The organism is Brachybacterium alimentarium, assembly GCF_002332425.1.
In the GTDB taxonomy this organism is placed as follows: Bacteria; Actinomycetota; Actinomycetes; order Actinomycetales; family Dermabacteraceae; genus Brachybacterium; species Brachybacterium alimentarium.
Map to the genome: position 1 here is coordinate 1 of NZ_NRGS01000033.1, position 26,683 is coordinate 26,683.

Below are 26,683 nucleotides of genomic sequence, written 5' to 3' on the forward strand. Positions count from 1 at the left end.
CAATCAGCCTGGCAAAGAGGGTCCAGGACCGATGTCGTGGCTGACATCGGTCCTGGAGGGACAAAACTCAACGCTGAGCTGAGCCGAGCTGGGCTGAGCTGAGCCGGGCCGAGCCGAAGTGAGCTGGGCTGAGCCGGGCCGAGCCGAAGTGAGCTGGGCTGAGCCGGGCCGAGCCGAAGTGAGCTGAGCTGGCTGAGGTGGGCTGAGCCCAGCGAGCGCGGCGGGGCCTGCGGTGCGCTGCCCCGCCCGCGCAGGGTCAGAGGGTGGTGGCGAAGGGGTCGAAGTCGGCCGGCATGGGCTCGACCTCGGCGAAGGTGGAGCTGATGTCCACGATCGAGCCCTCGGAGATCGCGGTCTCGATGGCCACCATGACGTCCAGGACATGCGCGGCGATCTCGCCCTGGGCGCGATGCGGGACGCCGGCGCGGATCGCGCGGGCCATCTCCAGCACGCCCAGGCCGCGGCCGGTGGTGGCGCCGGTGGCGGGGACCGGCGTGGGCTCTTCGCCGCGGTATGCGGTGAGGGCCGAGTCGCCGTCGAAGACGTTGGGATCCGGGAACGCGAGGGTGGCCTCGGTGCCGTAGACCTCGACGAAGCCGGTGCGCGTGTGCGGGGAGTCGAAGCTCAGCAGCACGGTCGCGTTCTGGCCCGACTCGAAGCGCAGCAGCGCTGCGACCTGGGTGGGCACGGTGACGTCGAAGACCTCGCCGGCCTTGGGGCCCGAGCCGATGGTGCGCTGCTCGCGAGCCTTGGAGCCCACGGCGCTGACCGCGCTGACCGGGCCGAGGGCGAGGACGAGCGTGGTGGTGTAGTACGGCGCGATGTCGTACAGCGGCCCGGCACCCTCCTGGAACAGGAAGGCGGGGTTGGGGTGCCAGCTCTCGGGACCGGGGGACTGGAACAGGGTCAGGGCGCTGGCCGGCGTGCCGATCGAGCCGTCGCGCAGAGTGCGCAGACCGGTCTGGATGCCTGCACCGAGCACGGTGTCCGGGGCGCCGCCCACGCGCACGCCGGCTGCGTCGGCCGCGTCGAGCAGGGCCTTCGCGTCGGCCGGAGCGGTGGTGATCGGCTTCTCGGTCCACACGTGCTTGCCCGCGGCGACGATGGCCTGGGAGACCTCGGCATGCGCAGTGGGGATCGTCAGGTTGATGACGATCTCGACGTCCGGGTGGTCCAGCACGTCCTGGGTGGTCCCGGAGTCGGGGATACCGAACTCCTCGGCGCGCTTCGCGGCGGCCTCGGGGTAGAGGTCGCCGATGATGTGCACCGTCACGTCCGGGAAGGAGGTGAGGTTCTCGAGGTACTGGCCGGAGATGGTGCCGGCACCGATGATGCCGACGCCGACGGGGCCGGTCGCGTTCTGAGCGGTCATGAAGAAGATCCTTTGTCGTGCGGAGTGCGGAGTGCGGAGTGCGGAGTGCGGAGTACGGGGTACGGGGTGCGGGTACGGGTGCGGGGTACGAGTACTGGGTGCGGAATGCGGGTTCTGGGTTCTGGGTGCTGGGAGCTGCGGAGTGCGTGGCGCGCGAGCCCGGGAGCGGACGCGCGTGCGGGAGCGGATGTCGAGCGAGCGTGGATGTCGTGCGGGTGGGACCGAGGAGATGGCCGCCGGGAGTCAGGCCGCCGTGTCGACCGTCCTGTTCAGATAGGCGAGCGAGGCAGCGATGCCCTCGAACATGTCTCCTGCGTACGCGTCGAACTCGATCACGCCGAAGGCCGCCTTCGCAGAGGCATCCAGAGTCTGGGCGAGCGGCATCTTCCCCTCGCCCAGCGGCAGCTGCGCTGCAGGGTCCGCCGAGAGGTCGCCGTCCTTGAGGTGGACCAGCTGCACGCGGTCGCCGAGGGCGTCCAGCAGGGAGGGGACATCGGCGCCGCCCACGGCAGCCCAGTAGGTGTCGACCTCGAGGATGACCTGCGGGTCCAGCTCGTCGGCGAACAGCTCCAGAGCGCTGCGGCCCTCCAGACGGGACTCCAGCTCGAACTGGTGGTTGTGATAGCCGACGCGGAGGCCCGCCTCGGCGGCCGACGCGGCGCGCGCGTTCAGCGTCGCGGCCAGCTCGCGCACCGCCGCCGCATCGGTCCAGTCCTCGGGCTTCCAGTGCGGGTCCACGAGGTACTGCACGCCGACGGCCTGGGCGGCCTCGAGGATCTCGTCGAAGTCGACGTCGCCGAGGAAGGACTGGTGGGCGCTGGGGAAATCGATCGCGAACTGCTCGCGGGCACGCACCAGCTCCTCGCGGAACTCGACGAGGTGGTACGGCTCGGCGTGGGTGAGCCCGAGGTCGACCAGGCGCGACACGGTGCCCTGGAAGTCGGAGGCGAGCGTCTCGCGGACGCTGTACATCTGGACGGAGAACTGCATGGGTGTCCTTCAGCGGGAGTGGTGGATCGAGGTCACTTCACGGCGCCGGCGGTGAGGCCCGCGACGAAGTTCTTCTGCATCATGAGGAAGCCGACGACCACCGGGATCGACACCGCCAGCGAGGCGGCGAGGACCTGGTTCCAGTAGACGTTGGTCTGCGTGGCGTACTGCCGCAGCCCGACGGCGAGGGTGCGGGTCTCCTCCGTGGTGAGCACGGAGGCGAACAGCACTTCGCCCCAGGCCGTCATGAACGCGTAGATCGCGACGGCGACGATGCCGGGCCGGGCCGCAGGCAGGATGATGCGCAGCAGGATGGTGAGGTTGCTGGCGCCGTCGACCTTGCCGGCCTGGTCGAGCTCCCGGGGGATCCCGTCGAAGTAGCCCACCAGCATCCAGATCGCGAAGGGCAGCGAGAACGTCAGGTAGGTGATGATCAGGCCGATGCGCGTGCCCACCAGCGGCACCCCGAAGGTGGCGTCGATGTTCACGAAGATCAGGTACAGCGGCAGCAGGAACAGCACACCGGGGAACATCTGGGTGGACAGCACGGTGGTCATGAACGGACCACGGCCGCGGAAGCGCCAGCGCGAGACCGCATAGGCGGCGAGCGTCGCCACGCCCACGCTGAACAGCGTCGCGACGGTGGTGACGATCAGCGAGTTCATGAAGTACTTCGCCAGCGGCACCGTCGACCACATCTCGATGAACGGGGTGATGGTGAGTCTGCTGGGAATCCAGGAGAACCCGGCCTGCACGTCGCCCAGGGGCTTGAGCGAGGTGGTGACCATGACGTACAGCGGCACCGCGACGAACACGGTGAGGCCGGCCAGCACGATGATGCGGAAGATCTTCTCCCCGACGGTCTCACGCATTGTTCTTCTCCTTCTTCCACTGGGTGAAGTAGAGGTACACCAGCGACACGACCAGCAGGAACAGCAGCAGGAGCACGCTCATCGCGCTGCCCACTCCGAAGTCCCAGGACAGGAACGAGGCGTTGTAGATGTGGAAGCTGATCAGGTCGCCGGCCGGAGGCTGGGCGGTCCCGAACAGCACGTACGGGGTGTTGAAGTCGTTGAAGACCCACAGGAACATCACCAGCAGCAGGGTCTGGTTGACCGGGGCCAGCATCGGCAGGGTCACCGAGCGCCACTGGCGCATCGGACTGGCGCCGTCCACCGCGGAGGCCTCGTAGAGCTCACCGGGGATCGACTGCAGGCCGGCCATGAACATGAGGAACGCGAACGGCCACATGCGCCAGATCGCGACGACGACCACCGAGATGAAGGCGTTGTCGCCGATCAGCCAGAACGGGGCGCCGTCGAGCAGGCCCAGCTGGTCCACGAGCACGTGGTTCACGGCGCCGGTGTCCCGCTGGAGCATGAAGTTCCAGGTGATCACCGCGGCGTACAGGGGCAGCGCGTAGGGGATCAGGAACAGGGTGCGGAAGATGCCACGGCCGGCGAAGGGACGCTGCAGCGCGACGGCTGCGGCCATGCCGAGCCCCCAGCTGAGGCCCACCACCAGCGCGGTGAACGCGAGCGTCACGACGAAGGAGTTCAGCAGCTCCTGGCCGACGGGAGTGTTCAGGTCGACCGCGATCCGGTAGTTCTCCAGGCCCGAGAAGGGTGCTTCCGTCCAGCGCCGGATGAAGAACTTGGTGAGCTCGATGAAGCTCATCCAGAACCCGGTGGCCATCGGGATGATGTGGATCAGCAGCTCGAGCAGCACCGCCGGCGCGATGATCAAGTACGGGAACAGGTGATGGCGCGGGCGCCGCGGCGTCGGCCGATCGGGACGCTTCGGGGGCGTCGCGGTGCCCTCCGGGGCGGTCAGGCTGGTCATGTGGCTCTTCTCGTCGAAATGGCGGGCGCACGAGGGCCGACGGGGGCTGAGCCCCCGTCGGCCGGACGCACCCTCAGGCGCGGATCGAGTCCTGCGCGGTCTGCATGGCGGTCATGACGTCGTCGCGGGTGACCTTGCCGCCGGTGGCGATGGTCGCGAACATGTTGTTCATGGCCTGGCCGACGGAGGTCTCGAACTGGTCCTCCCACGGCACCAGCGGCAGCGGCTCGGCGCGCTCGCCGTAGACCTCCATGAACATCTCCGCCTGCTCGGTGTCATCGGTGAAGGTGGGCTTCCCGTCCACCAGCACGGGCAGCGAGGCGAAGGGCTTGCCCAGCTCCGACTGCGTCTCGTCGGAGGTCATGTAGTTCAGGAACTTCAGGGAGCCGTCGACGTTCTCGGTGTCCTTCATGATCGCGAGGTTGATGCCCGCGAGGTGCGAGGCGCAGTCGCTGACGGCATCGGCCGGGGCGGGGAAGGGGATCGCCGCGAACTGCTCCGGGTCCATGCCGTTGTCCTCGATCGTGGCGTTGGCGTTGTTCTGGTTGATGATCATCGCCGCCTCGCCGTTCGCGAAGGCCGTGACCGACTTGGTGCCGTTGTCGAACTGCGCGTTGGAGGGGTTGACGACCTTGTGCTCCTGCATGAGGTCGAGATAGCGCATGATGCCGTCGACCACGCCGTCCTCGGTGAAGGAGGGCTTGCCGTCCTCGGTGTTCAGCGCAGCACCGTTCTGCGTGGCGTTGATGAACGCGAAATGGTTGTTCTCCGTGTAGGAGCCGGCTGCCAGGGACATGCCGTACACGCCCTCGTCCTCGTCGGTCAGCGCCTTGGCGGCCTCGACCATCTCCTCCCACGTGGTGGGCGGCTCGATGCCGGCGTCCTCGAACATCTGCACGTTGTAGTACATGCCGTAGGCGAGCCCATACAGAGGGATCGAGGTGGGATCGGTGCCCTCCGCGCCGCCGGTGGCCAGCGCCGCGGGGACGTAGCGGTCGCGACCGCCGAGGGCTTCGAACTGCTCGTCGCCCAGCTCCAGGAGGCCACCGGTCGCCTGGAGGCTGACGCCCCAGGTGTTGCCGATGTTGACCACGTCGGGCCCCTGGCCGGAGGTGATGGCGGTCTGGATGCGGGTCTGCAGATCGGCCCAGCCGATGACCTCGAGATCCACCTCGATACCGGTGTCCTCGGTGAACTTCTCCAGGACCGGGGTCAGCACCTCCTTGTCGTTCTCGAGGCTGGTGCCCTGGTTGGAGGCCCAGTAGGTGAGCTTGTCCGGGCTCTTGTTCGAGCCGCCGGAACCCGAATCGGAGCCGCAGGCGGCGAGGCCGGTCAGGCCCACAGCGGCGAGGGGGGCAGCGGTCAGAAGAGTGCGACGTCGCATCGGAAGACTCCTTGGCGCGCCATCATCGGTGCGCCGTCGAGGGAACGGGAGATGCGCGGGCTCCGCAGGGGAGCGACGCGCGGCAGAGCTGCTTAATCGATTCGAACTTAATCGATTCGGTGAGTATGGCTCGATGGAGAGCCGGGTGTCAACGGGATTGAGTCACGGAGCGGTCACGTTCTCAGAGGCCGCCGGTGGACTCCCGGATGATCAGCGAGGCCGGCTCCACCTGAAGCTCGGTGCGCGGGGTGCCGGCGTCCTCGATCTGGCGCACCAGGAGGTCCCCGGCGAGCCGTCCCATCTCGAACGGCCGGCGCGCCAGCGCGGTGACCGAGGGGACGGTGAGCTCGGCGATCAGCGAGTCGTCCCAGCTGACCAGCCCGAGCTGCTCCGGCACCGCGACGCCCCGACGCTGGGCCCCGCGCAGCGCGCCGATCGCGATCAGATCGCTCGAGGCGACCACGGCCGGCCGACTGCTGAGCAGCAGGTCAGAGGCCTCGAAGGCGGCGAGCCCGGAGTCGATCGTGTACGGGCCCGACGCTGTGGAATGGGGGATCCGGTACTCCTGGCACAGGCTGCGCAGCAGTTCGAGACGGCGGCGCTCGTGGGCGTACTGCGCGGGTCCGGTGAGCTGGATGCAGCCGTCGTAACCGCGTTCGATGATGTGCTCGACCACGGTCCTGGCGTCGTCGGCCTCGGCGGTCATGACCTTCGCGAACGACTCCGGGCCGCTGTAGTGGCCGAGCACGGCGAAGTCCATGGTCAGCGCCTCGAGCACGGCGGGCCGGTGGTCGTCCTCGGCGAGGTCCAGGAGCACGACGCCGTCCACCCGACGCTGATGGGACCAGGTGCGGAAGACGTCGCTCTCCGCGTCGGCCCCGCCGCGCACGAAGCGGATCATCAGCTCGTAGCCGTGCACCGAGGTGGAGGACTCGATCCCGGCCGTCACGGCGGAGTAGAACGGCTCGCGGGAGACCTCCTCCGGGTCCCTGACCAGGACCAGCCCGATGTTCCCGCTGCGGCCGCGACGCAGTGCCTGCGCGCCGGAGTGCGGGGTCCAGCCCACCTCCTGAGCATGCCCGACCACTCGCTCGCGCATCGCCGCGCTCACGCCGGGCTTGTCGTTCAGGGCATAGCTCACCGTCGCGGGCGAGATGCCGAGATCGCGAGCGATCGTGGCCACGGTCGGTCGGGAGGGTTTCCGCGTCATGAGCTGCTTCCGGGTCTGGGTGGCGATGACGCCGGGGAAGGGGGCTCCACCGCCGCATCGCCGCGGGCGGGCGAGGCGGGTGGATGCGCACATGATAGGTCCCGGATCTGCGCAGCTTCGGGCACGGGTTCGTGCGCAGGTCCGCTCACGGGCTCTGCGAGCGCCGTGCTACGCGCGACGCCGAGGGAGTGCTGCGGGACGTCCCCGTACGGCCCAGCCCATGGCATACGCCCAGGCCAAGCGGTGTCGCAGCGGTGATCTCAAGACGGCACGGATCACGGCGTCCCGTCCGCGGGCGAGCGGTCCGGACCGGGGCCGGCCGAGCACCATGTTCAGCTCGGCGAGTCGGCTGGCGAGGCGTGCCGCACGAAGACGACGACGCGCGGCCTCCCGCAGCAGCGGCATGTCCTCCAGTCGATGGCGCAGGTCCCGGGTGATGACCTGCTCGAGCAGCGGCGCCAGGGCCAGTGCGTCGAGCCACCCCAGGGTGATGCCCTGACCGCCGATGGGGCTGATCTCGTGGGCGGCATCCCCGATCAGCACCAGGCGGCCGCTCAGCATCGTCCGGACGGTCCGTCGGCGGACGGTGAAGGCGCTGACCATGGAACAGGTCAGGGGGTCGATCCGCTGCCCGGTCCGGGCTCTGACCAGGGCGGCGAGGTCCTCCGCGGAGGAGGCCGAGGGAGCGGTCCCGGTGTGCGCGACCCATCGCCGTCGCCCGTCGGGAAGGGGGAAGGACTCCACGACGCCGTCGGGGCCGAGGTGGATCGTGGCGGTGCTCGAGGTCCCGACGGGCGGTCCGGTGCCCGGCGGGTCCGCGGTGCGGGCACTGCCTTCGCTGCGTCCGTGGTCTTGGCTGCGTCCGTGGCCTTCGGAGCGTCCGGGAGGTGCGGGGTCGGCGACGTCGCCCATGAGGTAGGTGTCCGGGTAGGTGCGCAGCGCGGTCTCCACACCCGCCAGGGCACGGACCGTGCTGTGGCTGCCGTCCGCCCCGACCAGCACCGATGCGTGCCATCTCGTGACGCGGGCACGGGCCGCGGTCGCGTCCGTGCCGTCGCTCCGGCTCGAACGGGTCCACACTCGCATGCCGGTGGGCGCGTCCTCGAGGCCGACCACGTCCTCGCCGTGGCGCAGGGCATCGGGCGCCAGCTCCGCGAGCCGCGAGGCCAGCAGCTCCTCGGTGAGACTCTGCGGGAGCGAGAGCACGAAGGGGCGCGCAGGCCAGGAGCGCTCGAAGCTCAGCCAGCCCAGACTGTGCTCGTGCTCGTGCTCGTGCTCCCGACCCCGGTACTGGCCTCGGTCCTGGTCGTGCTCGCGGTGGTGGCTGGTGCTGCTGCCGTGGCGACGTGCGGTGCCGTGCGCGATCCGCGCGCCTCGGGCCAGAGCGATCTCCTCGAGGCCCACGGCCTGCAGTGCGTCGAGCGCCGGGGGATGCAGGCCGATGGCGCGGGAATGGGCCCCGGGCCGTTGCCGGCGCTCCAGCACCACGGCCTCCACGCCCCGCTGCCGCAGCAGGATCGCCAGCAGGAGTCCGGTGGGGCCGCCGCCGACGATCAGGACCTCGCACGACCGGCCGAGGCTGTCAGCAGCATCGGTCAGCATGCGGCTCACCGTGGATCCGGATCGTGGATCAGCAGGGCTCGCGAGGGGCGCTGCGGTGCGACGCGCCAGGTGGGCGGGACGGCAGCCCGCAGCTCGGGAACGGTGTAGCTGCGGCGGATCGAGATCAGCCCGTCCTCCCGGATGAACGAGCGGCGGAAGAACGGTCTGGTCCCGGCGGAGAAGAGCAGGTAGCCCCAGCGCTCGCGCCGGATGTCGCTGTGCACCGCACGGACCCTCGCGAGCTGCTGAGAGTCCGCCAGCAGCGCGGGGAACTGCTGCTCGTCGAGATGGTGGAGCAGGTGGTTGGAGAGCACGAGGTCGAAGGAGCGGCCTTCGTCGACCAGCTCGCGGCTCAGCGCGGGACGGAACGTGAGCTCGGGCACCGGCGGCCGACGTCGTGCCCAGGCGAGTGCCCGCGGGTCCGGATCGATGGCGGTGATCTGCAGGGAGAATCCGTCGCGCCGGGCCCAGCGGATCAGGTTCCGGGCCACGTCCCCGCCGCCGCACCCGATGTCGAGCACCGTGGCCGGTCGGTCACGGGGCAGCACCGGGCGCAGATGCCGTCGATAGGTCGCATGCCACCCGGCGACCAGGGCATTGACCACCCGGAACTGGGAATAGGTGCGGTCCAGGGTCTCGCGATCACAGCCCGGGTCATCCATCCACTCTCGCGCGTCGCGGTCCCGATGGGCCAGGGACGGGAGGATCACCGATCCGCCGCGGTGGCGGCGGCCGGCCCCACCGGGGCGATCCGCAGGGCCGCTGGCGAGACGGTGCGCCGACCGGCCCCGCGCGGGCTGCCGGGAACCCTGGTCATCAGGGCGGTCTCGACGGTCAGTCCCGGCCCGAAGGCCATCGCGCAGACGCGCTCATCGGCGTCGGCGTCGGCCGCACCGCCCTCGAGGATGTGCTTGAGCACGAACATCACGGTCGCACTGCTCATGTTCCCGTAATCGCGCAACGTGTCGCGGGCCGGCAGCAGCTGCTCGGTGCTCAGCCCCAGGCGCGCCTCGACCTTGTCCAGGATGCTGCGGCCGCCCGGGTGGATCGCCCACTGCTCGATCTCGGCGTGGGGTCGCGTGGCCAGGGACGGCTCGTGCGCGAGGAGGGGCTCCAGGGCGTCCGTGATGTGGTCATCGATGATGTGGGGCACGTAGGTGCCCAGCACCATCTCGAACCCGTGATCGCCGATGTTCCAGGCCATCGCTTCCTCGCCGACCGGGGTCAGGACGGTCTCGAAGTGGTCCAGCGTGAGCACCGGACGGTCCGAGGGGAGATCGCGGCCGGTGACCACGGCGGCCGCGGCGCCGTCGGCGAACAGGGACGAGCCGACGATGGTGTCCGGGTCGTTCGAGGTGCGCACGTGCAAAGTGCACAGCTCGACGGTCGCCACCAGTACCACGGCGTCGGGGTCCGCCCGGCAGATGGTCTGGGCCTGGCGCAGGGCGGGAAGCGCCGCGTAGCAGCCCATGAAGCCCAGGTGGTAACGCTGCACCGAGGGGTTCAGACCCAGGGCCCGCACGATGCGGTAGTCGGGGCCGGGGGCGAAGAACCCGGTGCAGGAGACGGTGATGACGTGCGTGACGTCCGCCGCCTCGAGACCCTCGCAGCCCTCCAGCGCGGCCTCCGCGGTGCGCACGTAGAGCTCGGTGGCCTCGCGGGCGAAGACCTCGTTGCGGGCACCGGTCGTCGGGTTCAGGAAGTCGTGGGTGCCGGCATCGAAGAACACCGGGTCCTCGTCGGCTGCTCCCTCTCCCCATTCGGTGAGTGCGGAGTAGCGGCGCTCGATCCCGGAGTTGTCGAAAGCGGAGGTGACCAGGCGGGACCCGAGCCGGCTCAGGTTCGGCTGGGCGAGGAAGACATCGCGCAGCTCCTGCTGGGCGAGTTCCGTGCTGGGTACCGCGAGTTCCAAGGATCTCAGTGTGACCGTCATGCTTCATTGTCTCGACGTGCCATCCGGCGCACAACGGGTCGCGCCGAGGGGCGTGCGCCTGGGAGGGCGTGAACCAGTGCCCGGCCGGGCCACCTGCCTGCGGGACGCGTCGGGAGGGGACGGAGGCGGAAGGGGACCGATCGGTCGAGGGTCGAGGGTCGAGGGTCGAGGGTCGAGGTGCGAGGTGCGAGGTGCGAGGTGCGAGGTGCGACGGGTGACGGGCGACGTGCGACGTGCGACGTGCGAGGGTCAGCCGCGCAGGACGATCCAGATCAGCAGCTGGGTGAGCAGGAAGCCGGTCAGCAGGTTCAGCACCAGGAAGCGCCGCCATCCGGGATGGGCCCGGTCGCCGTGCGCATCGGGCAGCGAGCGGTACCCCCAGATGCTCGCGACATACGGGATGACCAGCAGACCGGCCAGAGCGGCGGGCCATCCGGTGAGGAGCATGGTCAGTCCGGCGGCGAGGTACAGCGCGATCGCGAGGCGGACCGTCGTGCGGGCTCCGAGCTCGGTCGCGATCGACCCGATCCTCGCCTCCCGGTCGGGCACGATGTCCTGCACGGCCCCGAAGGCGTGCGAGGCCATGCCCCAGAGGAAGAACGCCGCCAGCGCCGCGAACGCGGTGACGCCGAGCGGTGCGCCGGACAGGGCGAGGCCCACCGCAGCGGGGCCCACGAAGTGCGTCGACGAGGTGAGCGAATCCAGCACCGGCCGCTCCTTGAGGCGGATCCCCGGGGCGGAGTAGCCGACCACCGCGGCCAGCACCACGGCGAGCACGAGGGTGGAGGCCACCGAGCCGAGCACCACGAGAGCGACCACGAAGGGCAGTGCGAGCAGGCCGGCGGACCACAGCGTGAGCGCGTGCCAGCGTCGGTCCAGCACGATCCCCTCGACGCCGCCCTTGCGCGCATTGCGCAGGTCCGATTCGTGATCGAAGACGTCGTTGATGCCGTACATGAGCAGGTTGTAGGGCACGAGGAAGAACACGGTGCCGAGCACCAGCGCGAGAGTGATCCCGCCGTCGGCCAGCAGGTACGCCGCCGCGAAGGGGTAGGCGGTGTTGATCCAGCTCAGCGGACGGGACGAGCCGACCAGTTGGCGCACGGCGCCGGGGGCATCAGTCACAGCGATCATCGGTCCTCCGGAGAGTCGAGCAGCAGGGCGAGCGAGGGCAGCAGCAGTCCGGCGGCGACCGGCCAGGCGAGGTCCTCCAGGGGGACGATCCCGATGAGCACGCCGCTCAGCTGGTCCTCGTCGTAGCGGAACAGATCTGCCGCGATCATCGCGGTGTCGAACACGATCGTGAGGAGCAGGAGCCCCGTGATCGTGGCACCGGTGATCGCCCACCAGCGCGGTCCGGGCCGTCGCACCACGACGGCGAGCACCGTCACCAGTACCGGGGGCAGGAGGAAGAGGGCGGCGAGCAGGCCATAGGTCATGGTGCCCTCCGTCCGCCCCGGGGCCCGCCGTGCGTGCGCCGACGGCGTGCTGCGAGATCGAGCAGGCCCCACAGCACGAGCGTCGTATAGGCGAGGAAGCTGACGAACACGAGCTCCTCGAGAGGCAGCTCGGGGGCGAGATGGACGCCCGTCATCGCCGGGCTCTGTCCCATGCGGTAGTGGCCGGAGGCGATCGCCGCGAGATCCCAGAGCAGGAAGAACCCGATCCCGATCGCCAGGGCGAGGGCGGAGCGCCGCGGCGCCCTCCACAGCACGAGGTGGAAGCGACGGTCCAGCAGCGCCATGCATCCCGTCGGGACCAGCAGCGCGGCGAGGTAGAGCCCGGGCATCAGGTCTCGTCCCCGACGCCAGCGGTCCGGGCCGCCGGTTCCGGCAGCGGCGCGGACGAGCGGTCGCCCCGCAGCCTCTTGGCGACCAGCTCCGCGCTGATCAGGCACATGGGCAGTCCGATTCCCGGGAGGGTGCTGGAGCCCGCGTAGAGCAGCCCGCGCACCCGGCGGGATGCGTTGCCGGCGCGGAAGAACGCGCTCTGCCGCAGCGTGTGGGCAGGGCCGAGCATGCTGCCCTGCCAGGCGCCGAGGTCCTCGGAGAACTCGGCGGGGCCCACCGTGCGGCGCACGACGACGCGCTCGTCGAGATCGGGGATCCCGGCCTGCTCGGCGATCCGGGCGATGGCCTCGTCGGCGATGCGCTCGATGGCCGGGGTGCCGGCGCCGTCCACGCCGCCGTGACCCAGCGACGGGTCCGACGGCACCGGCACCAGCACGAACAGATTCTCGTGACCGGCAGGAGCGACCGAGGGATCGGTCGCCGAGGGCCGGCAGACATAGGTCGAGGCCGGCGACGGGACCCGGCCCGCGCGGATCGCCCCGAAGTTCTCGCGCCAGTCCTCGGTGAAGAACAGCGTGTGATGCTCCAGCTGCGGCAGCGGACCGCGCACGCCGAGCATCACCAGCACGGCGCCGGGGCCGCTGGTGCGCCTGCGCCACCACGACTCCGGATACGTCTGCAGCGTGCGCGGCAGCAGAGTGGTCTCCACGTGGTGGAGGTCCGCGGTGGCGACGACGACGTCGGCGCGGAGGGTGCGGTGGCCGCCGTCGGCGGTCCGCACCTCGACCCCCTGCACCTCGGCGTCGCGCGCCGGCAGGTCGGTGCCTCGAAGCGCCCCGGGTCCCGATCGGCGCCGCCGGTGCCCGGCCGTGTCCCGCTGCGTCGTGAGGATCTCGGTCGCGCGGGTGCCGGTGTGCAGGCGCACGCCCTCGCGCTCGGCGAGAGCGACGATGGCATCGATCAGTCGGGCGAACCCGCCCTGCGGGTACTGCACACCGCCCGTCAGATCCAGGGCGCTCATCAGGTGGTACATGCTCGGGGTGCGGTCCGGGGAGGAGCCCAGGAACACCGCCGGATAGCCGAGCACCTGCCGCAGCCGTGGATCCTGGAAGCGTCGCGCGACGAATGTCTCGAGTGGCTGGAGGAGCAGGGTCAGCAGTCGGGGCGCTCGCGCGATCACGGCGGGATCGAGGGACCCCCGCAGTGCGCTGAACGAGGTGTACAGGAAGTGCGCGAGTGCCAGATCGTAGGTGGTCGCGGCGGAATCGAGGTACTCCACGAGCCGGTGCCCCGCGCCCGCTTCGATCCGCTCGAAGGCATCGGCGTTGCGGGCCGCGGAGGCGTGGACGTCGAGCGGTTCCTCGTAGCCGTCGTAGAGCACTCGGTATCCCGGGTCCAGGAGCCGCAGGTCCAGCTGCTCGGCGGAGGACGTGCCGAGCAGACGGAAGAAGTGGTCGAAGACCTCGGGCATCAGGTACCAGGAGGGTCCGGTGTCGAAGCGGAACCCGTCCTGCTCCCAGGAGCCGGCGCGGCCCCCGAGCTCGTCGCGGGCCTCGACCAGGTCCACGCTCCATCCGTCGTGAGCCAGCAGCGCCGCCGTCGCGAGACCCGAGATGCCGCCGCCGATCACGACGACCGCGGAGGCATCGGCGGGAGCGTCGGCGGGGGAGGCGGTCGGGTCGGTCCCCGGGCGAGGCATGTGCGCGGATCCGCTCATGGCCGCCTGCCCAGCAGGACGCCCGCGAGGATCCGCGCCTTCTCACGATCCGGGACCCGCACCCGGGTGCGGCGGATCTGCGCGGCGGGGGTCGCACGCAGCCTGCGGGACAGTGCGCTGTACAGCCCGTGCGCGGCGGCCACGGCCCGACGGCTGTCCGCGGGCAGGTGGGGGATCGCGGTGGCCGCTTGACGGAGCTCCGCATCGATGTCGTCGAGCAGCTGGTCGCGGTGCGCATCGGAGAAGTCCGAGGGGTCCAGGCCCGGGAAGTAGGTGCGCCCCAGCTGGTCGTGGTCCTCTGCGAGGTCACGCAGGAAGTTGACCTTCTGGAAGGCGGAACCCAGGCACTGGGCCGGTGCCCGCAGCCGGGAGTAGGCGGTCTCGTCCCCGGCGACGAAGACGCGCAGGCACATCAGCCCGACCACCTCGGCGGAGCCGTGCACGTACTCGTCCAGGCTGGCCTGATCGTGCTCGGCGACGGTGAGATCGGCGCGCATCGAGGCGAAGAACGGGTCGATCAGGTCGGCGCCGATCCCGTGGCGCCGCGCGGTGATCGCGAAGGCCTGCACCACGAGGTTGGTGGAGCGCCCTCGCTGCACGGCCCTCCCGGTCTCGGCGGCGAGGTCATCGAGCATCTGGGTGCGCACGGCGCGAGACAGCTGCGGGTCCGGATCGTCCACCGTCTCGTCGGCCACGCGCACCAGGGCGTAGATGCTGCGCACGTGGGTGCGCACCGGCTCCGCCAGGAGGCGTGCGGCCCAGCCGAACGAGGTCGAGTAGCCGGCGATCACAGTGCGGGCGCTGGCCTGGGCGACGTGGTCGTAGCGGGCATCGTCCGTCGCCGTTCCTCGCAGGATCATCGGCCTGGTCCCTCCGGTGCCGCCCGGCCGGATCCCGGTGCTGCCCGGCGGGTTCCCGGTGCTGCCCGGTGGGTCCCCGGCGTCGGCACCGGGTCAGGGCGCGGCCGCGGGTCCGGGCCCGCGGGTGAGCGACGGCCCCGGACCGCACCGATCACCGCCGCCACCGCGATCACGAGGGCCGCGACGACGGCGGCGATCGCGACGACGGGGGAGTGCGGGGCATCGGTCGCCCGGCCGACGGCGATCCAGGCCAGCCCCCAGATCATCGCGGCCGGTGCGGCGAGCGGGCGGCGCCCCAGCACCGTCAGCGCGATGCCGATGGCGGCGACCGCCGCGAGCACCACGACGGCGAACAGCTCGGGGACCCCGAGCCCCAGGAAACCGGAGCCCTTCAGTGCTGCGGCGATGTCTGCGCAGGTCGCCACGCTCACCCAGCCGAGGTACAGCCCGAAGGTGCCGTCGACCACGAGACATTCGACGAGGCTGCGGGGCGGATGCACCGTGATCCGGCGGAACAGAAGCGCGAGCACCGCGAGGAGCAGGGCGATCACCGGCACGCTGACCCACACCCAGCCAGCCTGGATCACGAGGATCCAGGCGGCGTTGAGCAGCATGGAGGCGATGGCCGGCATGGCGATCCCGCGGTCGTCGCGAGGATCCCACCACTGCCACAGGGTGTAGGCGCCGAGGCCGGCGTAGATCAGCGTCCAGATCGAGAACGCCGAGGAGGCAGGGGCGAGATGGGTGGAATCCGCGGCGAGGAGGCCGCCGGCGGCCTCCTCGATCGGGTCCCCGCCGAAGGCGCCCACGCCGACCGCGGTGCCGGCCATGGCGGCCAGGAACGCGATCGTCACCGCCGCGCGCCGCAGCAGGATGCGGGAGCGGCCGTCGGCGGCACGTCGGCGTCTCGCGGTGTCGGCTCCCCGAGGTGGGGCGGTCCGGCGGTGCGGGGTGGTCATGTGTCCGGCTCCTGGTCGTGTCGTCGCGTGGTGCCCTGCCCGGTGGGGCGGGTGGTGAACGGCGTGGGGGACGGTGAGGTGCGCCCGGGCGGGGGCTCGGCCGCGGCGCCGTCGGCGTTCTCGGCCGCGCGCGCGATATTGCGCTGCATGCCGCCGAAGACGATGCCGTGGAAGGGCCACACGGCCCACCAGTAGGCGTCCCCGAGCAGACCGCGAGGATGGTAGACGGCGCGCTGGTGCAGGATCGATCCGCCGTCGTCGGCGGACTCCACGCCGAGCTCGAGCCATGCCTCGCCGGGGACCCGCATCTCGGCGCGCAGGCGCAGCAGGCGGCCTGGTACGAGGCGCTCGACCCGCCACCAATCCAGCGCGTCGCCCACGGCGAGACGTTGAGGATGGCGACGGCCACGACGGAGGCCGGGACCGCCGACGATCCGGTCCATGAGTCCGCGGGCGACCCAGCCGAGCCGCCAGGAGTACCAGCCGTTCGTGCCCCCGATCCCCTCGATGACCGACCACAGCGTCTCGGGGGCGGCCGCGACGTGCCGACTGCGCTCGTCCCCGCGGACGATGCCGCCGGTCCACTCCGGGTCCTCCGGCAGCGGGGCCGACGGGGCCCCGGCCGGGGCGGCGGAGTGCCAGGCGGTGCTTACGTCGAGATCCCGGATCCGGGTCAGGGCGAGGGAGATGGCACGGTCCACATCGGTGAGTCCGCCCTCGGGGTCGGGGACGAGATCGCGGAGGTCGGACTCCGCGGCGACCGATTCATGGATCAGCGACTCGACCAGGGGGCGGGCGATCCCCGTGGGGACCGGGGTGACCAGGCCGATCCAATGGCTCGCCAGGCGCGGGGTGAGCACGGGCACGGCCTGGATCCGCCGCGGGCGGAGACCGGCGACGCGGGCGTAGGCCCGCAGCAGACCGGAGTAGGTGAGCACGTCCGGGCCGCCGATGTCGAAGGTGCGGTTCGGTGCGCCCTCGAGCCGGGCGGCGCCGACGAGGTAGTGCAGCACGTCGCGCACGGCGATCGGCTGGATGCGGTTGTGGATCCAGCGCGGGGCGACCATGACCGGGAGTCGTTCGGCGAGGTGCCGCATCACCTCGAAGGACGCGCTGCCGGAGCCGAGGATCACCGCCGCGCGCAGGACGACGGCGGGGACCGGGCCCGCCAGCAGGATGTCGCCGACCTCCTTGCGGGAGGCCATGTGCGGCGAGAGCTCCTCGTCGTCGGGGTGGATGCCGCCGAGGTACACGATCCGTCGCACCCCGGCTCGGGCGGCGGCGTCGGCGAAGTTCTGCGCGCCGGCGCGGTCGTGCGCGGCGAACCCCTTCCCGCCGCCCATCGCATGGATGAGGTAGTACGCGACGTCGACGCCGTCCAGGGCGTCCTCCAGCGTCGCGGGGTCCATGACGTCGGCCTCGACGACCTCGATGTCGCCCCGCCAGGGGCGTCCGTCGAGCCGGTCGGCGTGGCGGGCCATCGCCCGCACCCGCAGACCGGCGCGCAGCAGTTCGGGGACGACCCTGCCTCCGATGTACCCGGTGGCGCCGGTGACCAGGGCCAGCGGCGGGTCCGAGGGGTCGTCGGCGCGGATGTCGGGGGAGCTCATGAAGGGCGTCCTGTCGTCGCAGGGGTGCGGGCATCGGTCCGCTCGGCCGACGGGGCAGCCATGGAGTCATGGTTCGGGTTCGGGTTCGGGTTCGGGCTCGGGTTCGGGTCCGGTTTCGAGCGCGAGGCAGGGTTCGAGGTCGGGTCCGCGGTCGATCGGGACGCCGCGCTCGCCTTCTCCGTCGCCTTCTCCGTCGCCTCCGCCGTCACTCCGGCGTCCGTGTCCGTCGTCGCCGTCGACTCGGGTGGGAGCAGGAGGTCGGCGGTGCGGAGGATCTCGTCGGTCACCGTGCTCAGCGCATGCACCAGGGGGCTCGGCAGTCCGTGCTGGGACGCGGAGGAGACGGCGCTGGTCAGGTGCCAGCGGGCGAGCTCCTCGGTCCAGGCACGGGATCCGCTGTCGGTGAGCAGGGCACGGGCGCGTCGGGCATCGGCGGCGTCGAGGTCCGGCTCGCCCAGCAATGGCCGCAGCTGGGGCCACTGGGCGGTGGTGGTCGCGTGCGCGATGAGTGCGGTGCGCTTGCCCTCGCGCAGGTCGCCGAGGGCGCTCTTGCCGGTGAGTCGTTCGTCGCCGAACATCCCCAGCAGGTCGTCGACCAGCTGGAAGCCGATGCCGAGCAGGCCGCCGATCTCGTCGAGGACGCCGAGGGTCTCGCTGTCGGCGTCGGCGAGCAGCGCGCCCGCGTGGAGGGGGAACTGGAAGGAGTAGACGGCGGTCTTGAACTCGGCGACGGCCAGCGCCTCGCGGAGGGCACCAGGCTGCTCGGTCGGGCCCAGCTGCAGGCGCACATCGGCGAGCTCGCCGATCGCGGAGGAATGGACGGTGGTCTCGAAGAGGTCCAGGAGACGCTCGACCACGGGGGCGGGCGCGTCGCAGCGCGCGATCGCCCGGAACGCGGTGAGCAGGCCGAGATCCCCGGCGAGGATGCCCGCCGCATCTCCATAGCGGCGGGCCTCGGCGGCCGAGGTGCCGTGCTGCTGGACGTCCTGCGCGAAGCGGCCGGGCAGGCTCGGCACGCCGCGGCGCATCAGATCGCCGTCGATCACGTCGTCCTGGACGACGAAAGCCGTGTGCAGCAGCTCCAGCGCTGCGGCGACCTGCACTGCGGCTTCGCCGCGGAGACCGCCGAGGGCGCGATGCGTCGCGGTCAGCAGCGCCGGACGGAACCGCTTGCCGTCGTCGGTGGCCTGCGCGAAGGCTGACCACAGGTCACGCCGACCCGTGCTCGGGGCGGTGCCGTGCGCGGAGACGGCGCCGGTGAGCAGCCGCGCGATCTCGCGATCCACGGCGCGGTGGTCCGGGGTGCTCATGATCCGCTCGCAGGTGCAGGTGCAGGTGCAGGTGCAGGTGCAGGTGCAGCTGCGGGCGAGAGTGCGGGGGCGGACGCGGCGTCGGTGCCGCTCGCGGCGTGGGCGGCCGGTGCGGTCGCGGTCATGTCGCCTCCTCGAAGCTGCTTAGCCTATCTACGTAGTTTGACTGTAGCATCGGAGGATGGTCAAGAGCGCGGGGGAGCCGGGCGGTTCGTACTGGTACGACGGTGAGGATTCCGCCGTCGATCTCCTGTCGGCCCTGAGCGGGTTCCGCGCGGCCGATCACGAGCTGCGTCGGCGCCTCAGCGCCGGCATGGAGATGAACAGCACGGACCTCTCCGCGCTCCGCTATGTGATCGCCCATGAGGTCGGGGAGGACCCCGCGACGCCGCAGGCGCTCGCCCGCCACCTGGGGATCTCGGGCGCGTCGACCTCGAAGCTGCTGGACCGCCTCACCGCCTCCGGTCACCTCGAGCGCGTGCCCCACCCGCGCGATGGCCGCTCGCGCATCGTCGTGGCCACGGACCACGCCCACGCCCAGGTGCGCGAGCGACTGGGCGGGATGCACGAGCGGATGCTCGCCATCGCCCGCGAGGTGCCTCCGGCGGCTCGGCCGGCGATCATCGAATTCCTGCGCGCGATGGCCACTCACCTGGACACCGAGGCGCCGCCCGAGGAGCTCACCGCTCCGGAGGTGTGAGACCGTCAGGTCATGGTGACCTCGGTGCAGCAGCGTGCGCGGACCCTCTGGAGCGCTGCGGTGCAGCCCGAATCGGTCACCGGATGGCTGCAGATCGCCAAGGCCGTGATCGCGGGGACCGTCGCCTGGTGGCTGTCGAGGGACGTGCTCGACTCCCAGATGCCCTTCCTCGCGCCGTGGACCGCGCTGCTCACGGTGCAGCTGACCGTGTACCGGTCCGTCTCCCACGGCCTGCAGACCCTCGTCGCCTCGATCCTCGGGGTCGCGCTGTCCTTCGTCATCGGCGTCGGGCTCGGGGTGAGCGTCGGGACCTTCGCGCTCGCCCTGGCCGTCGGGATGCTCGTGGCCCTGGTGCCGTGGATCCGTGATGAGGGGATCGCGATCGCGACCACCGCGATCTTCGTGCTGGGCGCGGGCTTCGGGGAGCAGCAGCCTCTCCTGCTGGACCGCATCGTGGAGATCGCCCTCGGCGTCGGGGTCGGCGTCGTCGTGAACCTCCTGATCGTCCCGCCGCTCCGGGAGAAGCAGGCGTCGCGATACGTCGACAGCATCAACCGCAGGATGGGCGGTGTGCTGGTCGACATGGCCGACGAGTTCGCCACCGCCTGGGACATGGAGCGGGCCGACGCCTGGGTCGAGGAGACCCGTGCGATGTCGGAGGAGCTCGGCGGCGCCTGGCAGATGGTGCGGTTCGCGCGCGAGAGCGAACGCGGGAATCCTCGTACCCGGCGTGCGACCGGCCGCTCCCGCCGTGGACAGGGGGCGACGGCCGACCATGCCGAGGAGGCCTCCTACGAGGACATCCTGGCGCGGGTGGAGGAGGGCATCTCCCACCTGCGGCATCTGTCCCGCACGCTGCGCGAGGGGGCCTACGCGGACGACGAGTGGGACGACCAGTTCCGAGAGCGATGGGTCGCGGTGGCCCGGGACGCCGGCCGCGCGATCGCCGATCCCGATGCCGAGGTGGAGCCGATCGCGGACCGCCTCTCCGCGCTCGCCGTCGACCTGGCGGATCACACCGAGCTGCCGCGCCGCTCGTGGCCGCTGTACGGCTCCTTGATCGCGAGCATGCAGCACATCGCCGTCATCGTGGACGACGTCGCCTCGGCGAGGGCCGCTCGGGAAGCGCCGACGGACGGGTGAGGCATGAGGCGCGGACATCCCGGCGGTCCCGAGGTCGAGGACGAGTCGCCCTGTCGGTCGTCCGAATCGTCGAGTGGACCCGACTCCGACTGAACGCCCCATCACCCAGCCACCCACCGCGGGCGTCTGTCGCCCCGAAAGGACACACCATGCCTCGCACGTACGTCATCACCGGAGCCGCCTCCGGAATCGGCCGCACGACCGCCCGGATCCTCATCGACCGCGGTGAGAGGGTCATCGGCGTCGACCTCCAGGGCACCGACGTCTCCGGAGATCTCTCGACGCCCGAAGGCAGGGCTGCAGCGGCCGAGGAAGCGGGACGTCTGGTCGACGGCGCCGTCGACGCGGTGATCGCCTGCGCCGGTCTGTCGATCCCTCAGCCGATCACCGCGTCGGTGAACTTCTTCGGGATGACGGAATTCCTCGAGGCCCTGCAACCGGCACTGACCCGGTCCGAGGCTCCGCGCGTCGCGCTGGTCTCCTCGATGGCCTCGATGCAGCCCGTCGTCCCTGCCTTGGTGGACGCCCTGCTCGCAGGAGACGAGGGGGTGGCCGGCGAGATCGCGACCCGCATGGCGGATGACCCCCGCACCGCGAACGTCATCTACCCCTCGTCCAAGCGCGCCATCTCCCGCTGGGTGCGACGCGAGGCCCCCACAGCTCGCTGGGCGGGAGCCGGCATCCCGCTGAACGCTGTGGCGCCCGGCACCGTGGTCACTCCGATGACGGAGGATCTTCTGGCCAGCGATGACGGACGCGCGATGACCGACGCGTACGTGCCGATGCCGCTGAACTCGCACCAGGGGCCGGAGAGCATCGCGCACCTGCTGATCTGGCTCACCTCGGTCGAGAACACCCACTGTGCGGGCCAGACGATCTACTGTGACGGCGGGGCGGATGTCGTGCTGCGGGGAGACGACGTGTGGTCCTGGAACGATGAGGCGATGCGCGAGACCTTCGCGGAGATCGGCGCCGGACTGCAGGAGTGAGCGCTGCGCATACCGCAGGAGGGGCCCGATCGGTGATCGGGCCCCTCCTCGTCTGATGCGCGACCGGCGTCAGCGGGTGGCGGTGGCCGCTTCGGCGATCGTCTTCGTGTTCTGCGCGGTGCGGACGGTCGCGACGCTGAACTCGAGGCCGAGACGCATCGCGATCAGCGAGATCACCGAGGGGATCCAGCCGAACACGATCGCGAGGACCAGGGGCACGGCGTTGAAGCTCGCCTCGTCGAAGTAGCTGTTCGCACTGCCCAGCGCGACGCCGAACAGGATGGCCATCAGGATCTGGCCCAGCCACATCAGGATCGCGACGAGGAACGCCACGATGTAGAGGAACGCTGAGAACTTCACCGTGATGAAGTGGGTGAACGTGAAGTCGAACAGGGCGCGGAAGAATCCCGCCTCGCCCTGCGCCGTGGGTGCAGGGGCCCCGGGGGTCTCCTGCGGAATCTGCGGGCCGGAGGCCGGAGAGCCCTGCCCATAAGCGGGGGAGCCCTGCCCGTAGGTCGGGGGCCCCTGTTCGTAGGGGGTGGAGCTCTGGTCGGCACCGGGCACCTGGGCATCCCCGTGCGGTGACTGGGGCTGCTCGGAAGCGGCCCAGGGCTGGTCGGCGGAGCTGTTCTGCTCCGGGTGCGGCGATGCGAACTGGTCCCCGTCGGATGGATGCGTCATAGCGCGATTCACGTCCTTCATGCGTTGATGGCTGGTGCGCGGTGCGCGCGACGAGGGCCCGGAACGGCTGCCGATCCCCTCGTACTGTCCCCACCGGAACCATAGTGCGGATCCGTGCCCGCAGGCGACGGAACTCCGCAAGCCGAGATCAGCGACGGCATGCGGCAGCTCGGTGCGCGGTGGGCCAGCATCCTGGGGTCGCTCAGGCCTCGGGGATGTCCATCCCGAACGACTCGAGCGTGAGGTCCGCGGGCTCGGGGCCGCCGCGGGTGCCCGTCTCCAGTGCATCGAGGCGGGCGAGCTCTTCGGTGCTGAGCTCGAACCCGAGCACGTCGAAGTTCTCCGCGATCCGCTGGGGCCGGACAGACTTGGGGATCACCTGTCGGCCCTCCTGGAGGTGCCAGCGCAAGATCACCTGGGCGGGTGTCTTCCCGTGTGCGTCGGCGATCTCGGTGATCGCAGGATCCTGGAGCGGGCTGGTGGCTTCGGTGCCGTAGGCGACGATCCCGCCGATCGGCGACCAGGCCTGAGCGAGAATGCTCCGCTCCGCGCCGAACGCGATGACGCCGCGCTGCTGGAAGTAGGGATGGATCTCGATCTGGTTCACGGCGGGAGCGACCTCCGTGGCTGCGAACAGGCGCTGCAGATCCTCCACCATGAAGTTGCTGACGCCGATCGCCCGGACCCTGCCGTCGGCGTACAGCGTCTCCAGCGCCTTGTACGCCTGGATCGTGCGCTCGAAATCGCTCGTGAGGGGCTGGTGCAGGATCAGCAGATCGATCGTGTCGAGCCCGAGCTTGCCGGCCGCCTTGTCGAAGGCATGCAGCGTCTCCTCGTACCCGTAGTCGGAGATCCAGATCTTCGTCTCGACGAAGATCTCGTCGCGCGGGATGCCGGAGCTCACGATCGCCTCGCCGACACCGCGCTCGTTGCCGTAGGCCGCGGCGGTGTCGATGTGCCGGTAGCCCACGCGCAGGGCTTCGCCGACGGCCTCCTTCGTCTGCTCCGCCGGGGTCTGGAAGACGCCGAAGCCGACGGACGGGATGACGACGTCGTTGTTCAGGGTGAGATCGGAAGTGGTCATGCGGCCACGCTAGGCGCGGGACGGCGCATGAGGGAGGCACTGGGAGTACGTGGAATGACGGGACCTTCCGCTGCACGATCCGGCCCAGCACTATGAGGGCGTGGTCGGCGCTCTCGAGGAGTTGGACAACGCCCTGGTCGCGTTCTGGCCGCTCGCTCGACGCACTGCCCGAGCCGATGACGTCCGGCGGCTCGCTGGAGCCGACGGGGCCGCAGGCTCAGGCGTCGTCGACCGGACCCAGCACGTCGTACCGCAGCCAGACGCTGCCGTCGTCCAGGGCTTCGACGTTCTTCAGGGCGAACTGGATCGGCACGGGCGCGGAGTACTTCTCATTGGCCTCGAACAGGGAGTTCGTAGGAGTCTCCCCGTCCGCGGTGGGCATGAGCACCAGGCTGATCTCGTCGCACAGCCCGTCCCGGACCATCGACCAGTTCAGGGTCCCGCCACCGCCGAGGATGAGCTCATCCATCTCGAAGATCTCGCCGATCCTGCGTACGGCCTGCGCCATGTCCAGCTGCTCCTCGCCCGCGAGGATGTAGGACACCCCGACCGACCTCAGGTGCGCCTTGAAGGCATCGCTGACCGAGGCCGGGATCAGTTCGACGATGTGCGCCTCGACGTCGAAGTAGTTGAAGGAGCTCCGGTCCCATGCGAGCGTCCCCGAGCCGTCGACCGCGAAGTAGAACATCCGGGCATCGGGAGAGGCGAGGAAATCTCCGGCCGGCACGGGCTCGGTCGGCTCGGGAAGATCGGTGCCGGGTTCACTGCCCAGCAGCGCCCGGCTCGTGCCGCTCCCGCTGATCCACCCGCGGTGCTTCGTGTAGAACCGGTCCTTGCCGAGGAACAGATCGAAGTACAGCTTCTGGGAGCGCATCCCCACCGACGTGGGATTTGCGATCCCGTCGATCTTCCCGTTGAGCAGCGTGTGCATGTGGCAGATGATCCTGGGACGTGACATGGCTCTTCCTTCTGGTCAGCGGTTCTCGAGGTGGGGTGGTTCTCTCGAGAGGGGGTGGTCTCCGAGATCGCGCAGCCGGGCGGCATGCCGCTGCGCGGGGAGGACGGGGCGTCACTTCTCGCCGGGAGCCGTCCTGCTGCGCTCGGCGACCGTCGTCGCCTCCTCCTCGGTGGCGGCCCACGCGGCGAGCATCCGCAGGGCGTCCGCGCTCGGGGTGTGCGGATCGGCGGTGTAGACCAGCAGGGTCAGGTCCGGGTCCGACGAGAGCGCCATGGCCTCGAAGTTCAACGTCAGATCGCCGACGACCGGATGGTGCAGCCGCTTCACGCCGGTGCGATGGAATCGCACGTTGTGCGTGGCCCAGCGCCGCCGGAAGTCCTCGCTGCACGTGGAGAGCTCTCCGATGAGGTCCTGCAGGTTCTGGTCGTGTGGGTGGCGACCGGCCTCCGAGCGGAGCATGGCGGCGATGTCGTCGGCGGCACGCTCCCAGTCGACGAAGAAGTTCTGCGCGGCAGGATCGAGATAGATGAAGCGCGCGGAGTTCGCAGGCCTGCGGGGATCGGTGAGGACCGGCGAGTACAGGGCCCGACCCAGCTGGTTGTGGGCCAGATGGTCGTGCCGGGCGTTGCGCACCCACGCGGGGGCGCCGGTGATCGAATCCAGCACCTGCTGGACCACGGGGCGCACGGTGTCGGGCCGTGAGGGCTTGCGGCGCGCGGATCCGCTGGACGCCGAGCGGCGGGCCAGATCGAACAGATGGACCCGTTCCGCCTCGTCCAGCTGCAGGGCATCGGCGAGGGCTTCGAGGACGGAGTCGCTGGCCCCGGAGATCCTCCCGCGCTCGAGCCGGTTGTAGTAGTCCACGCTCACGCCCGCGAGCATCGCGACCTCCTCACGGCGCAGCCCGGGCACACGACGGTTGCCGCCATAGGCCGGCAGTCCGGCCTTGTCGGGGGTGAGTCGTGCTCTGCGCGAGGAGAGGAACTCGCGGATATCGCCCTGGGAGTCCATGCCTCGAGCCTAGCCGCGGGCCCTCGAGCGAGACAGGTACTGGCAGTGCACGGCATCGCAGGGCCTGCCGCCTGCGCCGGTGAGCGCGTGGACCGTCCTCATACCCTCGGCCGGGGACGAGGTGCGCCGGGCCCGCTGATGATCCCCGACGCCCGACGCCCGACGCCCGACGCCCGACGCCCGACGCCCGACGCCCGACGCCCGACGTGACCGCGCGTGGCCCGGTGCCGGGCGACGCGCAGTCCGCGCACGACGGTCAGCGGTGCGGGTAGGCCGCCTCGCGGTCCTGGAACTCGAGGATGGCAGGGTTCCGGATCACGCCGTCCTGGATCTCGATCGCGCTGTCGATGGTCTCCTCGCTCGCCCAGGCAGACGGACCCGCCATCACGGTCTCCAGGAAGGGCAGGAGCGCGGAGCTGTTCTCCCAGCTCGCCGAGTTCCAGAGGTACGAGGGGCTGTGGTCGACCGCGTAATAGTACACGCCGTTGTCCAGGCGGAGCATCGGCTCGACGAAGGAGGTGGGCCGGGCGAAGGAGAAGCCCATCCCCTCGTCGCAGGAGACGTCGATGATCAGGCTTCCCGGCGTGAACTGCTCGAGGTCCCCCTCGTTGAGGTACAGCAGCGGGGCGTTGGGGTCCTGCAGGGTGCAGTTGACCACGATGTCGCTCTCGGCGAGGAACGGCGCCAGCGGGACCCGGCCCTCGTCGGTGATGGCCTCGCTCATGTACGGCTCGTCCTCATGGGCGAACTGCACGATGTCCACCGAATGGATCGGGGAGGCGACCGCGGCGACGGCGCGGTTGGTGAGCACGCGGATCTGGGTGATGCCGTGGGCGCCCAGTGCGGTGATCGCCCCGCGCGCGGTGGCGCCGAACCCGATGACGGTGGCGGTGAGGCGGCGGCCGTAGTTCCCCGTCGAGCCCAGCAGCTGCAGGGAGTGCAGCACCGAGCTGTAGCCGGCGAGCTCGTTGTTGGTGTGGAACACGTGCAGGTTGAAGGAGCCATCCGCGTTCCAGTGGTTCATCGCCTCGAACGCGATCAGCGTGAGGCGTTTGTCGATGGCCAGCTGGGTGAGGGTGCGGTCCTGCACGCAGTGCGGCCAGCCCCAGAGAGTCTGGCCCTCGCGCATGGAGCGGATGTCCTCGTGCTGAGGCTTCGGCAGCGTGAGGATGTCGGCCTGCTCGAACAGCTCGGCGCGGGTGCACACCCGGGCCACGTGCGGGGCGAGCTCGGAGTCGGGGACGCCGAAGCGCTCGCCGTAGCCCTCCTCGATCAGCACCCGGCCTTGCAGATCCGGGGGGATCCGCTCGAGATGCGCCGGATGCAGGGGCACCCGCCATTCATCCGTCTTCCGGGAGAACCCGAAAAGTCCGAGGGTGGGTGCGGGGCTGGTCATCGACCCGCTCTGGTCGTGGTGGTGTGGCAGCACGTGCTTCCGTTCCTGGGTGCCCGGTGGCGCCCTGGCTCTTGACGATAGAGCATGGCGCTTCCCGGCCCCTGCCGCGGTGAGACGACGGGCCCTTACCGGCGTGAGACGA

General features: G+C 70.7%; 25 protein-coding genes. 3 read left to right on the plus strand and 22 right to left on the minus strand.

All coding sequences use genetic code 11. The features are described 5' to 3' along the window. Positions 1–256: 256 nt before the first annotated feature. From CIK71_RS16020 to CIK71_RS16100, 17 genes are all read right to left on the minus strand, one after another. Positions 257–1,372 (minus strand): Gfo/Idh/MocA family protein, encoded by a 1,116-nt coding sequence (locus CIK71_RS16020; RefSeq protein ID WP_096166686.1) that lies wholly within the window; start codon positions 1,370–1,372, stop codon positions 257–259. Positions 1,373–1,615: 243 nt separating this feature from the next. Further along, positions 1,616–2,362: a sugar phosphate isomerase/epimerase family protein gene (locus tag CIK71_RS16025; protein ID WP_096166687.1), complete on the minus strand. Its 747-nt coding sequence runs from the start codon at positions 2,360–2,362 to the stop codon at positions 1,616–1,618. Between the two features lie 32 nt (positions 2,363–2,394). Continuing rightward, positions 2,395–3,234, minus strand: coding sequence for a carbohydrate ABC transporter permease (locus CIK71_RS16030; RefSeq protein WP_096166688.1), 840 nt, complete (start codon positions 3,232–3,234; stop codon positions 2,395–2,397). After that, complete coding sequence (locus CIK71_RS16035) at positions 3,227–4,204, minus strand: carbohydrate ABC transporter permease (protein ID WP_096166689.1); 978 nt, start codon at positions 4,202–4,204, stop codon at positions 3,227–3,229. Before CIK71_RS16035 ends, CIK71_RS16030 begins: the two co-directional genes overlap by 8 nt. A 73-nt stretch (positions 4,205–4,277) precedes the next feature. Next, positions 4,278–5,588: an ABC transporter substrate-binding protein gene (locus CIK71_RS16040; RefSeq protein ID WP_096166690.1), complete on the minus strand. Its 1,311-nt coding sequence runs from the start codon at positions 5,586–5,588 to the stop codon at positions 4,278–4,280. Between the two features lie 181 nt (positions 5,589–5,769). Further along, complete coding sequence (locus CIK71_RS16045; protein WP_176485673.1) at positions 5,770–6,771, minus strand: LacI family DNA-binding transcriptional regulator; 1,002 nt, start codon at positions 6,769–6,771, stop codon at positions 5,770–5,772. A gap of 195 nt (positions 6,772–6,966) precedes the next feature. Then, the gene (locus CIK71_RS16050) at positions 6,967–8,400 is read right to left on the minus strand and encodes an FAD-dependent oxidoreductase (protein ID WP_096166742.1); all 1,434 of its coding nucleotides are present in this window, start codon (positions 8,398–8,400) and stop codon (positions 6,967–6,969) included. Between the two features lie 5 nt (positions 8,401–8,405). After that, the gene (locus CIK71_RS16055; RefSeq protein WP_096166692.1) at positions 8,406–9,110 is read right to left on the minus strand and encodes a class I SAM-dependent methyltransferase; all 705 of its coding nucleotides are present in this window, start codon (positions 9,108–9,110) and stop codon (positions 8,406–8,408) included. Next, a complete protein-coding gene (locus CIK71_RS16060) occupies positions 9,107–10,333 on the minus strand; it encodes a type III polyketide synthase (protein ID WP_096166693.1) in 1,227 nt (408 codons plus the stop codon). The genes CIK71_RS16055 and CIK71_RS16060 overlap by 4 nt, the downstream gene beginning before the upstream one ends. Before the next feature lie 249 nt (positions 10,334–10,582). Beyond that, positions 10,583–11,467 (minus strand): prenyltransferase, encoded by an 885-nt coding sequence (locus CIK71_RS16065; RefSeq protein WP_096166694.1) that lies wholly within the window; start codon positions 11,465–11,467, stop codon positions 10,583–10,585. Then, the gene (locus CIK71_RS16070) at positions 11,464–11,772 is read right to left on the minus strand and encodes a lycopene cyclase (protein ID WP_096166695.1); all 309 of its coding nucleotides are present in this window, start codon (positions 11,770–11,772) and stop codon (positions 11,464–11,466) included. Before CIK71_RS16070 ends, CIK71_RS16065 begins: the two co-directional genes overlap by 4 nt. Next, entirely contained in the window at positions 11,769–12,122 is a 354-nt protein-coding gene (locus tag CIK71_RS16075; protein WP_096166696.1) for a lycopene cyclase domain-containing protein, read from the minus strand. The genes CIK71_RS16070 and CIK71_RS16075 overlap by 4 nt, the downstream gene beginning before the upstream one ends. Continuing rightward, complete coding sequence (crtI, locus tag CIK71_RS16080; protein WP_096166697.1) at positions 12,122–13,822, minus strand: phytoene desaturase family protein; 1,701 nt, start codon at positions 13,820–13,822, stop codon at positions 12,122–12,124. The genes CIK71_RS16075 and crtI overlap by 1 nt, the downstream gene beginning before the upstream one ends. A 14-nt stretch (positions 13,823–13,836) precedes the next feature. Then, positions 13,837–14,700, minus strand: a complete 864-nt coding sequence (locus CIK71_RS16085) for a phytoene/squalene synthase family protein (RefSeq protein ID WP_096166698.1) — start codon at positions 14,698–14,700, stop codon at positions 13,837–13,839. Further along, positions 14,697–15,659, minus strand: coding sequence for a tryptophan-rich sensory protein (locus CIK71_RS16090; protein ID WP_245857702.1), 963 nt, complete (start codon positions 15,657–15,659; stop codon positions 14,697–14,699). Before CIK71_RS16090 ends, CIK71_RS16085 begins: the two co-directional genes overlap by 4 nt. Continuing rightward, entirely contained in the window at positions 15,656–17,269 is a 1,614-nt protein-coding gene (locus tag CIK71_RS16095) for an SDR family oxidoreductase (RefSeq protein WP_096166699.1), read from the minus strand. The genes CIK71_RS16090 and CIK71_RS16095 overlap by 4 nt, the downstream gene beginning before the upstream one ends. Further along, positions 17,266–18,579 (minus strand): polyprenyl synthetase family protein, encoded by a 1,314-nt coding sequence (locus tag CIK71_RS16100; protein WP_096166700.1) that lies wholly within the window; start codon positions 18,577–18,579, stop codon positions 17,266–17,268. The genes CIK71_RS16095 and CIK71_RS16100 overlap by 4 nt, the downstream gene beginning before the upstream one ends. A 181-nt stretch (positions 18,580–18,760) precedes the next feature. Between CIK71_RS16100 and CIK71_RS16105 the strand changes: the two genes are divergently transcribed. The 3 genes from CIK71_RS16105 to CIK71_RS16115 all read left to right on the plus strand — a co-directional run bounded on the left by CIK71_RS16105 (position 18,761) and on the right by CIK71_RS16115 (position 21,411). Then, the gene (locus CIK71_RS16105) at positions 18,761–19,279 is read left to right on the plus strand and encodes a MarR family winged helix-turn-helix transcriptional regulator (protein WP_096166701.1); all 519 of its coding nucleotides are present in this window, start codon (positions 18,761–18,763) and stop codon (positions 19,277–19,279) included. A gap of 12 nt (positions 19,280–19,291) precedes the next feature. Next, positions 19,292–20,422 carry an FUSC family protein gene (locus CIK71_RS16110; protein WP_096166702.1) on the plus strand — a complete coding sequence of 377 codons (1,131 nt, stop codon included), beginning with the start codon at positions 19,292–19,294 and terminating at the stop codon, positions 20,420–20,422. Positions 20,423–20,571: 149 nt separating this feature from the next. Then, positions 20,572–21,411, plus strand: coding sequence for an SDR family NAD(P)-dependent oxidoreductase (locus CIK71_RS16115; protein ID WP_096166703.1), 840 nt, complete (start codon positions 20,572–20,574; stop codon positions 21,409–21,411). Positions 21,412–21,480: 69 nt separating this feature from the next. Here CIK71_RS16115 and CIK71_RS16120 read toward each other — a convergent pair whose 3' ends face one another. From CIK71_RS16120 to CIK71_RS16140, 5 genes are all read right to left on the minus strand, one after another. Then, a complete protein-coding gene (locus CIK71_RS16120) occupies positions 21,481–22,092 on the minus strand; it encodes a DUF4282 domain-containing protein (RefSeq protein WP_176485675.1) in 612 nt (203 codons plus the stop codon). A 202-nt stretch (positions 22,093–22,294) separates the two neighbouring features. Beyond that, the gene (locus tag CIK71_RS16125) at positions 22,295–23,176 is read right to left on the minus strand and encodes an aldo/keto reductase (RefSeq protein ID WP_096166705.1); all 882 of its coding nucleotides are present in this window, start codon (positions 23,174–23,176) and stop codon (positions 22,295–22,297) included. 217 nt (positions 23,177–23,393) lie between these two features. After that, entirely contained in the window at positions 23,394–24,134 is a 741-nt protein-coding gene (locus tag CIK71_RS16130) for a dihydrofolate reductase family protein (RefSeq protein ID WP_096166706.1), read from the minus strand. 111 nt (positions 24,135–24,245) lie between these two features. Beyond that, a complete protein-coding gene (locus CIK71_RS16135) occupies positions 24,246–25,145 on the minus strand; it encodes a helix-turn-helix transcriptional regulator (RefSeq protein WP_096166707.1) in 900 nt (299 codons plus the stop codon). A 256-nt stretch (positions 25,146–25,401) separates the two neighbouring features. Continuing rightward, on the minus strand, positions 25,402–26,541 hold the full coding sequence (locus CIK71_RS16140; protein WP_096166743.1) for a N(5)-(carboxyethyl)ornithine synthase: 1,140 nt from the start codon (positions 26,539–26,541) through the stop codon (positions 25,402–25,404). Positions 26,542–26,683: the final 142 nt, after the last annotated feature.